The organism is Calditrichota bacterium (assembly GCA_013112635.1).
In the GTDB taxonomy this organism is placed as follows: Bacteria; Calditrichota; Calditrichia; order Calditrichales; family J004; genus JABFGF01.
Genome location: JABFGF010000010.1, coordinates 22,139 through 35,286, shown reverse-complemented (window position 1 = coordinate 35,286; position 13,148 = coordinate 22,139). Strand labels below are relative to the sequence as shown.

Annotated in this window: 12 protein-coding genes; all 12 read left to right on the top strand. The window is 36.0% G+C overall.

Annotated elements, in window-relative coordinates:
• Positions 1-3,288 (top strand): hypothetical protein, encoded by a 3,288-nt coding sequence (locus HND50_19325; GenBank protein ID NOG47402.1) that lies wholly within the window; start codon positions 1-3, stop codon positions 3,286-3,288.
• Positions 3,289-3,382: 94 nt separating this feature from the next.
• Positions 3,383-4,312 (top strand): hypothetical protein, encoded by a 930-nt coding sequence (locus HND50_19320; GenBank protein ID NOG47401.1) that lies wholly within the window; start codon positions 3,383-3,385, stop codon positions 4,310-4,312.
• Between the two features lie 23 nt (positions 4,313-4,335).
• Positions 4,336-5,088 (top strand): hypothetical protein, encoded by a 753-nt coding sequence (locus HND50_19315; GenBank protein ID NOG47400.1) that lies wholly within the window; start codon positions 4,336-4,338, stop codon positions 5,086-5,088.
• 107 nt (positions 5,089-5,195) lie between these two features.
• On the top strand, positions 5,196-6,527 hold the full coding sequence (gene rsmB, locus HND50_19310) for a 16S rRNA (cytosine(967)-C(5))-methyltransferase RsmB (GenBank protein NOG47399.1): 1,332 nt from the start codon (positions 5,196-5,198) through the stop codon (positions 6,525-6,527).
• A 197-nt stretch (positions 6,528-6,724) separates the two neighbouring features.
• Entirely contained in the window at positions 6,725-8,050 is a 1,326-nt protein-coding gene (ffh, locus tag HND50_19305; GenBank protein NOG47398.1) for a signal recognition particle protein, read from the top strand.
• A gap of 16 nt (positions 8,051-8,066) precedes the next feature.
• On the top strand, positions 8,067-8,624 hold the full coding sequence (gene rpsP, locus HND50_19300; protein NOG47397.1) for a 30S ribosomal protein S16: 558 nt from the start codon (positions 8,067-8,069) through the stop codon (positions 8,622-8,624).
• A gap of 70 nt (positions 8,625-8,694) precedes the next feature.
• Positions 8,695-8,925: a KH domain-containing protein gene (locus tag HND50_19295; protein ID NOG47396.1), complete on the top strand. Its 231-nt coding sequence runs from the start codon at positions 8,695-8,697 to the stop codon at positions 8,923-8,925.
• 13 nt (positions 8,926-8,938) lie between these two features.
• Positions 8,939-9,436 carry a 16S rRNA processing protein RimM gene (gene rimM, locus HND50_19290; protein ID NOG47395.1) on the top strand — a complete coding sequence of 166 codons (498 nt, stop codon included), beginning with the start codon at positions 8,939-8,941 and terminating at the stop codon, positions 9,434-9,436.
• Between the two features lie 11 nt (positions 9,437-9,447).
• Positions 9,448-10,149, top strand: coding sequence for a tRNA (guanosine(37)-N1)-methyltransferase TrmD (gene trmD / locus HND50_19285; protein ID NOG47394.1), 702 nt, complete (start codon positions 9,448-9,450; stop codon positions 10,147-10,149).
• Positions 10,150-10,178: 29 nt separating this feature from the next.
• Complete coding sequence (rplS, locus tag HND50_19280) at positions 10,179-10,517, top strand: 50S ribosomal protein L19 (GenBank protein NOG47393.1); 339 nt, start codon at positions 10,179-10,181, stop codon at positions 10,515-10,517.
• A 94-nt stretch (positions 10,518-10,611) separates the two neighbouring features.
• Complete coding sequence (locus tag HND50_19275; GenBank protein NOG47392.1) at positions 10,612-12,297, top strand: Ig-like domain-containing protein; 1,686 nt, start codon at positions 10,612-10,614, stop codon at positions 12,295-12,297.
• Positions 12,298-12,309: 12 nt separating this feature from the next.
• Positions 12,310-13,107 carry a diaminopimelate epimerase gene (locus HND50_19270; GenBank protein NOG47391.1) on the top strand — a complete coding sequence of 266 codons (798 nt, stop codon included), beginning with the start codon at positions 12,310-12,312 and terminating at the stop codon, positions 13,105-13,107.
• Positions 13,108-13,148 lie beyond the last annotated feature (41 nt).

The following is a 13,148-nucleotide window of genomic DNA, read 5'->3' as shown; positions in this document are numbered from 1 at the left end:
ATGAATTTTCGGATTTATGAACAACAGCAACGGTTTTTCTTGATATTAGGTAATAGATTTATATTTAATAAACCAAAACAAAATTTTAAACAGTTTCTTTTACTTTTCTCTTTTTACTTTTCTCTTTTCTCTCCATCTGTTTATGCTCAGTTTGATGCGCCTATTCACGCTGAATTGAAATGGCAAACTTTTGATACTGAACATTTTCAATTCCATTTCCATCAGGGAACAAAGCGCACTGCAATCGCCGCTGCTAAAATCATAGAAGATATTTACCCTGCTGTTACAGGTTTATATGATTTTGAGCCCAAAGGAAAAATACATGTTATAATTAAAGATACGGATGATTACTCTAACGGGGCAGCCTACTTTTTTAATAACAAAATGGAAATTTGGGCAACCAACCTGGATTATGTAATGCGTGGGACTAAGAACTGGCTGCGTGATGTAATTACCCACGAATTTACACACATGGTTTCTATTCAGAAAACTGTAAAAACCAACTTATCGTTTCCTTTTGGCTTTTTTCAGTGGTTTGGTTATGAAAAGGAAAAACGTAAAGACGTGGTTCGTGGCTTCCCAAATACTTTAGTTTCTTATCCGATTAGCTCAATCAGTATGCCGGTTTGGTTTGCTGAAGGGGTCGCACAACATCAAAGCGATGAAGGTAGGTTCGACTATCGAGATCCACACCGTGAAATGATAATTCGTGACCGGATTTTGAGCGAACAATTTTTGACTTATAACGAGATGTCCGTTTTTGGTAAAACCAGCCACGGCAATGAGTCAAGCTATAACCTCGGATTTTCTTTTTCAAAATATCTGGCAGACCGATTTGGCGAGAAAATCCTCTCTGATATTACCCGAATCTCATCCAAATGGTCATCTTATACCTTTAACGGAGTTTTGGAGGAAGCAACAGGTTTCCCTGTTGATACACTTTACAGCAACTGGAAAAATTCTTTAACACAGGTTTATTTATCTCGCACAGAAACGATCCGTAAAAATGAGGTAAAAGGCGAAGTTGTGGAAATTGAAGGATTTAGTAATCTTTATCCAGTTCTTTCACCGGATGGCTCGAAGATTGCCTATCTTTCAAATAAAGGCAAAGATTATTTTTCTCAAAATAAACTAATCGTGTATGACCGCATCAGCAAAGAAAAAGAGATTATCAATTCAGGGATTACATCTTCTATTTCCTGGGCTCCGGATGGAAACTATCTTGCCTACGCCAAAAAGGATGTTAACAAATATGGCTCCCTTATAAACGATCTTTATATATATGATATTTTGGAAGATGAAGAGATTCGTTTGACAAGAAATTTACGCGGTAGTAATCCTGCTTTTAGCAGCGATGGAAAAAAGATGGCATTTGTTACTTCTACAAATGGCCTACACCAGCTAAATGTTTATCACTTTCCACAGGATTTTTCTACTGAAAAAGAAATGTCCATTGCTTTTGATATTGAAACCGGGAAATTAATAAAAAATTATTCTGATGAAATGTCACAAAGAGAAGTTTTTTATTGGGCGGGAGAAATAAAGCAATTACTGGCCTTTCAGGATGGAAGACAAATTTATCATCCACGCTGGTCCAATGATGATAAACAAATTGTTTTTGATACATCGGTTGAGTATGGCCGTAACCTGGCTGTTTATGATTTTGAAGAAGGCAAATTCAGCATGTTTATGGAGGAAGAAGAAGAGCTGCGTTATCCTGTTTTTCAGCGCAACAGTGATTGGCTTTATTACTCTGCTAGTACGACAGGTATTTATAATCTTTACCGTTACAATTTAAAAACAAAGCATAAAGAACTTCTCACCAATGTTTCTGGTGGTGCTTTTATGCCTTCAGTTTCCGCTAATGGCGATATTGCTTACGCTTGTTATGATAGCATTGGTTACCATATTTACGAGATTTCCAATCCGGCTAAGATTGATCCCAATTTAGCTGTGTATAATGAAAATTACCTTGAATCAATTCCTGACAAAAACTATGATGATTCAAGCCTGCCAGAATTTGAATTTAAACCGTATAAACAATCTTTTACAAGTATGCAGTTTTTACCGCGACTGTTTATTGACTATAAAACTGTAAAGCCCGGATTGTATGTTATTAATTCGGATGTTCTGGACAAAACCACTATGATCCTTGGTGGCGCTGTAAACTCCGATTTTGATTATGATCTATATGGAAATATAAATTACAGTGATCTGCCATCGTGGTTTTTACCATCTTTTAGTCAGGCGTTATTTATTGAAGTTTTTAATATTAATGCGAACATCAAAGATGATGTAGAGTTTTTTGATGGTAACACGTATACAGGAAAGCGAAATGTAAATTTTAATTTGTTGCAATTTGATGTTGGTGCTGGTTTTACATTATTTCCAAAAGCCAATCTGACTCTGGGGTATATTAGCAGTTTATACAAAGCTAATTTAAATCCAGTCCAATTACATTCACCGACAGAGGGTACAAAGCCGATCTCAATTCCCACAATCCGCTATGATTATTTAAAAGGGCATACTTTCGCTGCTAAATTCTCTTTCGATGCGATTGGCCTGGACCGTTTCAAAGACATTAATCCTTCTAGTGGCTTTTATCTTTTTACAAAATTTAAACATGAATCAAATGAATTTTTAACAGGATTTAATACATCCGGTAGCAAACAAATAGGCCTTGAAGAATTTCAAACCTATGTTTTTAATACAATTGATTTGAATGCGGAGTTTTATTTTAAAAATCCATTGATCGAGTCTCATGCCATTGGATTGTATTTTAAAGGCGGATATATAGACCGGCATGTCCATAGTTTTTTTAACTACTTTGGCGGCGGAATAATTGGCTTAAAGGGCTATCCGTTTTACAGTATTGAAGGCCGTCAAAAAATGATCGGCAGTGTTACGTATCGTTTTCCAATACACCGTAATTTAGATTTGAAACTCGGTCATTTGCAGTTTGATAAATTGTATGCGGGTTTATTCTATGAAGCCGGTGATGCTTTTAATGGTACTAAAATAAAGTTTAATAAATTTAAACGTGATGCGGGGATTGAGCTTCGGCTGGACAGCTTCTCCTATAACTTATTCCCGACACGTCTGTTTTTTCAGGCAGCCTGGCCTCTTGATGAAGCACAAAATTATGATCAATCCATCGAAGAGTTGGTTACATATCCGCAGGAATGGCGTTATTATTTTGGCATGTTGTTTGAGTTTGATTTGCGGGAAAGGGTCAATAGTTTTCTTGGCAATAATGGGTCAGCATCAGATCGGTTAAAATTGCGGTAGAGGAACTTTTGTGGTTTGTCTATATACCATATAAATGAGATTTTTCAGTAACTCAATTAACCAGATAAGTCTCATTTTAATAAAGGATTTTTTTATGAAAGCTGTATTAATTCTATTATTGATTTTAGTATCAAATCTTAGTGCGGGTGAAAAATCTCAATCAATGCAAAAATTTTCTTCCGAATCTCTGATTGAGAAAAGTGAAAATACAAATTTAAGTTTTAACCAGGAGAAATATCAGTTAATTCAGGAAATAAAACTTCAAACACAGCAAGAATCTGAAGAAGAAGCACAAAAAAAATCCGGTTTAAAAGCTGCAATGCTTTCTGCGCTTGTGCCTGGAGCAGGGGAGTACTATGCAGAATCGTACTGGAAAAGTGCATTATTTGCTTTGATTGAAATTGGAGCCTGGTCCGCCTACTTTACCTATGAGAACAAAGGTGATGACAAAGATTTGGAAATGCGGCGTTTTGGTGATGAAAGCTGGAGCGAACAGCGCTATTGGACAAAGGTGTATAAACTGGCAATTGATAAAGGAAACCTGAATGAAGATCCCAATCTTTATGAACAAGGAACCCAGCTTGTTGATATGTCTAACGAAGCATTTATTGAAACTTTGCGTCAGCAGGAATCTGGCGGTAACTTAAACAAACATTTCTCACACACTTTACCACGTACAAAAACTCAGCAATATTATGAAATGATTTATAAGTATCCCAGTCAGTTCGGCGCCGGTTGGATTGAAGTAGGCGAGATGTGGACATATTATGATAACAGTGCTAATCAGGATAATCTGCTGCCGGATATAGCAAAATATAAAAGGCTTAGAAACACAAGCAATGATTATTATGCTACGGCAACTAATATGGCAACGGTAGTTTTGTTAAACCATTTGGCAAGCGCAATTGATGCAGCTTTTACGGTAAAAACATATAACGCGGAATTAAAATATTCATTTTATGCAGGACAAAGACAATATGCAGGTGAGCGTGTGAACACCTATGGTTTGGCCTTATCCTGGTAAAATTCTAAAGAAAGATTTATTCAATGAAAATTAAAATGGTATTGCTGATTATTAGTCTCTTAATTATTTCAGCTCAGGCCCAAAATAAAAATTCAGCTCTTTCCTATAATGAGTTACTTGTAGAAAACTTAAACAGCTTTAAAGCCAGTGAAGTTGTAAATAAGAATGCAGGGTATTATTTCCAATCTGAAAGCAGTGAAAGAAAATCTGTTGGACTTGCACTTCTGTATAGCCTTATTTTACCAGGTGCTGGAGAGTTTTATATTGGTAACAAAACACATGGTCAAATCTTTTTAGGCACAGAAATTCTCGCCTGGGGATCATACCTTATTAATGATAATCATGCGTCATCATTGGAAAAAGATTATAAAGCGTATGCACGTTTGCATGCCGGTGTAAATGGCTCGGGTCAGGATGAGCAATATTGGATTGATATTGGCAAATTTAATGATATCTACTCTTTTAACAACCGCCGTGCAAATGAACGAAATGTTGACAGAATTTATGAAGAGTCAAAATCCTGGCAATGGGATAGTAAAGAGAATAGAATTACCTATGCCCATAAAAGATTTGATACAACTGAAATAAAAAACCGTGATGTCTATTTCTTCACTGCAATTTTAGTAAACCATATTGTCAGCGGAATAAATGCTGTCCGCCTGGCTCGCAAGCACAATAAATCTATTGCCCAAAATGATTTTAATTATCATTTTGTTATAAATACATCTGTGCCGCAAAACAATTATGTCGGTATTGCAATTTCGCAGTCTTTTTGAAAGGATTTATGGAATTGCTAACATACTAGAATAATTATTTTAAAATTTAATCCCATTAATTAACACAGATATTAGTTACAGAAACTTGGTTTCTGTAAATTTGAATTATGAATGAACGAATAACTGCTTATCATATTTTACGCCAATTTGAAAACACAAAAGGCCGGCTTGATAATATTGAAGAGAATGAAATTTCTAAAACATCGCTATCAATCCAGGAACGGCGTCATTTAAAAAATCTTGTTTCAGGTGTTTTAAGAAATTTAACACTGTTGGACTGGTATGCCTCAAAATTGTATAAGGGGCACTTCCCAAAATTACTGGCAAAAATTAAAATAATTTTAAGGCTTGGATTATATGAATTAAATTTTATGTATCATGTTCCGGACCATGCATCGGTAAATGAATATGTAAAGCTGGCAAAATTGCGGGTAAATGAAAGGGCCGGTAAATTGGTTAATGCCATCCTTCGCTCATTTTTGCGTCAAAAAAAATCTTTAAAAAAAGAAAAATCTTCCCGGCAAAGTGCTGATATCTCCACAATGTATTCTTTCCCAAAGTGGTTAATTACGCGTTGGATTGATGAATGGGGAGTTTCATTTACTCAAGAGTTGTGCAAAGCTCTAAACCAATTACCTGAGTTTGATGTCCGTGTAAACCAGCAAAAAATAAGTGTTGAAGAATTTGAGCAAAGATTAAAAACAAACGACATTGAATATGAAAAGTCAAAAAGGTTTAAAGGGTATTTCAAAATAAAGCAGGTTGGAAGGATTAGGGAAGCCGGATTATTTGAAAAAGGTTTTTGTTCAATCCAGGATGAAAGCGCTGCAATTCCTATAAAACTACTGCAGCTTCAAAAAGGGGATAGCTTTTTAGACGCATGCTCTGCACCCGGAGGAAAATTTACACAAGCGCTGGAAGAAAACCCGGATTTAAAAATAGCTGTAGCTGTAGACTCAGATTTATCGCGTTTAAAGAAAGTAAAAGAAAATATAAAAAGATTAAATCTTTCGGGGTTTTTGGTTGTTGCTGATGCTAAAAATTTGCCTTTTAAAAGAAAGTTTAAAAAAATTCTGGTTGATGCACCTTGCTCCGGGCAGGGTGTAATTGGCAAACATCCGGATATAAAGTGGAGAAGAACTGAACAAGAAATAGAGGAATTTAGTAATCTGCAAACGACAATACTTGAAAATATTTCGAGAATTTTACTTAAAAGTGGTCAATTGGTTTACAGTACATGTTCAGTGGATAAAAAAGAGAATCAAATGGTTGTAAAAGGTGTTGTTGATGATCCCAAAAACAGTCTGCAAGTCAAGTCAATAAGCCCCAAATCAATTTCAAATGCAAGCGATCTCATTTCGGATGAATTTATAACAACCTTTCCGAATAAAAACAATATGGATGGTAGTTTTGCCGGCATAATTAAAAGATCCAAATAATAATCAATAAGGGCTGATTATTATTTTTATTCCACTATTTATCACTTTAAAAAGTCCTTTTTAAAAATACCTGTTTTTAGTTAACTTTAACGTCATAATTCCTTAAAGCAAATTTGGAAGAAAATTAATTTCTTAGTATTGCTAAAGCGGGCTTCAACTCGTATATTTGGCGACTACATGATTTGGACGGAAGAAGGATGCTTGAAGATTTAACCGGAAAACTGGAATCGACTTTACGGAAACTGCGCGGTTACGGTAAATTAACAGAAAAAAATATTTCTGATTCATTAAAAGAAATCCGGCGTGCATTACTTGAAGCTGATGTTAACTATAAAGTTGTAAAAGATTTTATCCAATCTGTACAAGATAAGGCACTTGGTGAAGATGTCATTAAAAGCGTTACACCAGGTCAATTAATTGTAAAGGTTGTAAATGATGAATTAATAAAACTTCTTGGTACGTCTACAACCCAGTTAAAAACTGCTGGGATTCCTCCTTCAATCATTATGGTTACCGGGCTTCAGGGTTCCGGAAAAACAACATTTACGGCAAAGCTGGCACATTTTTTACAGGCACGCGGAAGAAAACCAATGCTTGCTGCGTTGGATGTATATCGTCCGGCAGCAATTCAACAGTTAAGGGTACTTGGAGAAGGATTAAAAGTGCCGGTGTATGATGAAGGCATAGGTGATCCTGTAAAAATTGGCTTTAATGCCGTTAGTGAAGCAAGACGAAAATTGTGTGACACAATAATTCTGGATACAGCCGGACGTTTGCATATCGATGAGCAAATGATGCGGGAATTAGTGGATATTAAAAACAGAGTTCGTCCACATGAGATTTTGTTTGTTGCAGATGGCATGACAGGTCAGGATGCAGTAAACACAGCCAAAGAATTTGCTGATCGTCTGGATTATGGTGGTGTAGTTTTAACAAAGATGGATGGCGACAGCCGTGGCGGGGCAGCATTATCAATTCGCGCTGTTACGGGGAAACCAATTAAATTTATTGGTACCGGAGAAAAAGTAGACGCTATAGAGCAATTTCATCCGGATCGAATGGCTTCCAGAATTCTTGGAATGGGTGATATCGTTAGTTTTGTTGAACGTGCCCAGGATTCTTTTGATACAGAAAAAGCAGAAAAACTTGAAGAAAAGTTATTACGTAATGAGTTTACTTTAGAAGACTTTCAAGACCAGTTAAAGCAGATTAAAAAAATGGGTTCACTGGAAAATTTACTTGGAATGATTCCTGGTGTTGGCAATCAGTTAAAAAATGCCAAAGTGGATCCAAAAGCGTTTACACGGACAGAAGCAATAATCAGTTCAATGACCTTGCAGGAACGGCGCCAGCCAAAAATACTAAATGGCAGCAGACGCAAAAGAATTGCAAATGGCAGCGGAACCCGAGTTCAGGATGTAAACCAGTTAATGAAACAATATGAACAAATGAAAAAAATGATTAAACAAATGAAGGGCAAATCCATGAAGGGTTTAAAAGGATTGCCTTTTAATATGGCCTAAAAAAATTGGAGGTTGAATTTTGGTTAAATTACGATTAAAGCGAATGGGCAAGAAAAAGAAGCCTTTTTACCGGATCATAGCAGCCGATAGCCGCGCAGCACGTGACGGTCGCTTTATTGAGATGGTTGGAACGTATGATCCAATCGCAAAACCGCATGTTGTTGAATGCAAAGAAGACAGAATATTTCACTGGCTTGAAAATGGCGCCCAGCCAACAGATACGGTTAAAAACCTGTTGCAAGGTAAAGGGTTGTGGCTAAAATGGACATTGACAAAGCAAGGAGCTGATGAAGCTAAAATTGCATCGGAAATGGAAGCCTGGGAAAAAATACAAGTAGAAAAAGCAAAGCGTTCAGAAGACAAAGCAGCAAAAGCAGAATCTGACAAAGCCAAAAAGAAAGCGGCAGAAGAGACAGTTGAAGAAGCTGATGCTGAACCTGAAGTAGCAGAAGAGACAGTTGAAGAAGTTAAAGCTGAAGAAGCAGCTCCTGCAGAGGAAGTTGTTGAAGAAGCCAAAACAGAGACTGTACCGGAGGAAGCTGCTAAAAAAGACAACGAAGACGAAACAAAATAATATTAAACAAGATATAAGCTATTCAGATATTGCACTAAAGCAGGTTTAATTATTTTTGGAGGGTATTGACATGAAGGAATTCGTTGAGTTTATAGCTAAACATCTCGTTGATAAACCTGAAGAGGTTTCAGTTGCAGAAGTCGAAGGCGAAAGAGTTACCGTTTTTGAACTTCGTGTTGGGGATGGAGATTTAGGTAAAGTAATCGGCAAGAGAGGCCAAACTGCCAAATCTATCCGAACATTACTTGCAGCTGCATCTGCAAAAGCCGGCAAACGTGCCGTCCTGGAAATTCTTGAATAGTTAACGGCAGGGCATGTATTTAATAGGAAAAGTCTTAAAGCCGCAAGGTATTAAGGGTGAAGTAAAAACAGAAATAATTACTTCTTTTCCTGAACATTTTGAAGAGCTCTCAGAAGTGTTTTTAGATGAAGATGCAAATATTGCTATTGAGATTGAGAAAACACGGTTTGCAAAGAATTTTGTTTATATAAAATTCAGAAATATTCAATCCCGAAACGAAGCTGAAAAACTTCGAAACAAGAACCTGTATATTCCTGAATCTGAGTTGTTTCCCCTTGAAGATGACGAATTTTATCATCACCAAATAATTGGCTTAGATGCTGTTTCGGAACAGGGGGATTATATAGGGAAAATCACAGATGTTGAAACTTATCCAGAGAACGACATGCTGATCATAAAAAGCAAAGATAAGATGACACACTTGGTTCCCGTTGTTAAAGAGTTAATTAAAGACGTTGATATTGAATCCCAAATAGTTACTATCAAAGTTATCGATGGGCTTTTGGGTTGAGTTCTATGACATTGAGAATCGATATTGTAACCGGGTTTCCGGCAATTCTTCAATCAGCTTTAAACCAAAGTATGATTAAGAAAGGCCAGGATAAAAATGCAGTAAAAATCCATCTGCACGATCTTCGTGATTACACGGATGATAAACACCGGACAATTGATGATTACCCTTATGGCGGTGGAGCAGGGATGGTTTTAAAGGTCGAGCCATTTGTACGCTGCTTGGAAGATATTGATAAACAATCTAAAATATCCGATTCTAAGATATTGTTAATGTCTCCTCAGGGTAGGCAGTTTGTTCAAAACACTGCTACACAGCTTAGTTTGCATAAACACCTGGTTTTTCTTTGCGGACATTATAAAGGGATAGATCAGAGAATTCATAATTTTTTTGAAATCGAAGAAATTTCGATTGGTGATTATGTTTTAAGTTCCGGTGAAATAAGCGCCCTTGTTATTGTGGATTCTGTTGTAAGGTTGTTGCCGGGAGTTTTAAAAGATATTGATTCTGCCTGGACGGATTCATTTACGGAAGAGCTCTTAGACGCACCATATTTTACAAGGCCAGAAATTTTTAGAAGCGCAAAAGTTCCGGAGGTTTTGCTCAGCGGTAATCATACAAAAATTGAAAAGTGGCGGCTTAACCAAAAAATTAAATCAACGAAAAATAACAGACCCGATTTATACAATAAATATTTGAAAACGATAAAATAGAAAAGTTAATAAAATAACTGGGAAACAAAATGGATATTCTTCATAAAGTAACAGCAGAGCAGCTTCGCACAGATTTACCGGAATTTCATCCAGGCGATACAGTGGAAGCACACGTCCGGGTAATTGAAGGCGAAAAAGAAAGAATTCAGATTTTCGAAGGTGTTGTAATAAAACTTCACGGTGGCGGGATAAATAAAACTTTTACCGTAAGAAAAATTTCTCATGGTGTTGGTGTAGAAAGAATCTTCCCGCTCCATTCGCCTCGAATCGCTAAAGTTAATGTTCTTAAGAAAGGTAAAGTAAGAAGATCTAAACTTTACTACTTGAGAGAACTGCGAGGGAAAGCGGCACGAATTAAAGAAAGATAAACCCCGGCTAACCGGGGTTTTATTTTTATTAAAACCTTACTTATTCTCAAAATATAAATCAGCAGTTAGTAACCTTCTAATCAGAAAATTTGGGATGCTCAAAACAAAACCAACATTTCTTTTCTTCTTATCAGCGCTGATTTTTTTCTTTGGCTGCGCTTCCAAAAGGGCTCCGGGAGGCGGGCCGGTTGATAAAACTCCCCCAGAAATTATTGCCACTTTTCCTACACCCGATTCAATTGGAATTAAGGAATTATCTGTTATTGAAATCAGCTTTTCTGAATCAATAAACGAGTCCTCAATTGCCAATAGTGTTTTTATTTCACCACCTCTGGAATTTGATCTGGAGTGGCAATCTGATGTCGATTTGGAAATACATTTAAAAGACAGCTTAAAAGACAATCAAACATATGTGATTGTTATTGGATCGAGTGTTAAAGATTTAAGGAATAACAAACTTGCCGAAAGTATGCAGCTTGCTTTTTCCACCGGCGATAAAATAGACAGAGGCATAATATCCGGTAAAGTTTATGGGTTAAAAAGGAAAGAAACTTATTCTCTTTTTGCATTTGAGTTGTTTTCTGACACGATTTCTTTTGATAAAAATAAGCCAAATTATATTTCTCAAACAGGTGATGAAGGTAAGTATTTTTTAAACTATATGAAATTGGGAAACTATCGTGTTTTTGCAGTTAATGACCAGAATAACAATTTGAAGATCGATTCAGATTTTGAAAAAATCGGAATACCATATACGGATGTTTTGCTTGATTCATCAAAAAATACTTTTAGTAATCTAAACTTTAGAACTACAAAGATTGATACCACATTTCCCAAATTAACCACAATAAGGCCGATTAGTAACAGGCAGATAAATCTGCGTTTGTCAGAGCAGGTAATACTAAAGTCACTAAATCAAATAGAAATCCGTGATAGTATAACTTCTGCTTCAATTCAGGTTTTGGCCGTATCTGAAAATATAGAAGCAAATAATACACTGGAATTGTACACAAGTGCTATGGATAGCGGTAGTGTCTATTTGGTTTTTCTTAAGTCTTTTTCAGATTCAAGTTTAAATATGGCGCCTGATACATCTCAATCTTTTATAGCAGCGGCATTTAAAGAAGCAGATACATTTAAGGTGATAACTGTCAGCCCAAAAGATAGTCTTTGGAACGCGCGCCCAGCTCAAAGTTTTTATTTTGAGGTAAATAATCCTTTGGATAAACAATCAATAATAAATAGCCTGGTTATAAAAAAACAAAATGGCGATTCTGTTAAAGGTAAATTCACTTTTCCTTCTGCTTATGAAACAGAATTTACCCCAAATGAAGAGTTGATTCTTGATACCATTTATACTTTTCAAATTAATTATGCAACAGTAAAAAACGTTTGGGGTGATAGCCTACAGGATACCATTTTGACCCGTCATATTAAAATAAACAATGGTGATGATTACGGTGAAATATCCGGGCAGGTTAAGAATAAAAAAAATGATCCGGGTAAGATTTTTGTTACTGCGAAAAATACTACTTCAAAAAAGGATATTTACTCTGGTTGGACCTTAAAAAATAATAAATTCCTTTTAAAATATGTTACTGATGGGCATTATAAGCTTTCCTCATTTTTAGATGTTGACAGCAATTCTGTTTACTCCGCCGGTCATTTATATCCTTTTCAATTTAGTGAACCTTTTGTTGTTTCGGATGACACAACCAAAGTACGTAAAAGATGGGAAACTTCTGGCGTTGAGTTAACTTTACCTTCACCGGGTAAATAAAGTAAATTGAGTATGGAATTTTATAAAATCCAGGCTACAGGCAATGATTTTATTGTTGTGGATTCTGCAAATACCCAGCCTGAAATGTTTAATCCTTCAGCAATAAAAAATATGTGTGATCGCCATTATGGAATTGGTGCCGATGGTTTTATCGCACTTGAAAAAGTAAAAGATTTTGCTTTTCGGTTTTTGTATTACAACGCTGACGGATCTCGAGGCGAAATGTGTGCAAATGGCTGTAGAGCAGCAATTTCTTTTGCTATGAAATTTGGCTGGATTAAAGTTAATTCGAAATTTAATTTTTTAGCTGATGATGGGGAACATACAGGTATTTTTAAATCTGATAATGAAGTTCAGTTAAACATTCTTGTTATCGATGAAATCAAAGAAGTTGAATTGGATTTATTTGGTTTACCTCAATGGATTTCCAAAGGATATTTTATCGATACCGGAGTTCCGCACCTGGTATTAGTTTGTACATCAGAACTCAAAGAAAACAACATCGAAAAGTATGGGCGTTTTTTACGGCACCATAAATGTTTTGAACCAAGAGGCACAAATGTAAATTTTATTGAAATTTTATCTGATAATAATGTTTTTGTTCGTACCTTTGAACGAGGTGTTGAAGCTGAGACTTTATCATGCGGAACCGGTATTACAGCCTCTGCGTTGGTTGTAAGTGCAATGCAAAAAAAGCCAACGGATAAAATAAAGGTTTTGACAAAAGGTGGCGAACTAGAAGTATTAACTATCAATGGGCAAATCTATATAAATGGGCCGGCTGAAATTGTTTTCAAAGGCCACATCTAAATTTTATAAGTTTTTTTCAAAATAAGAATTTCTTATTTTAA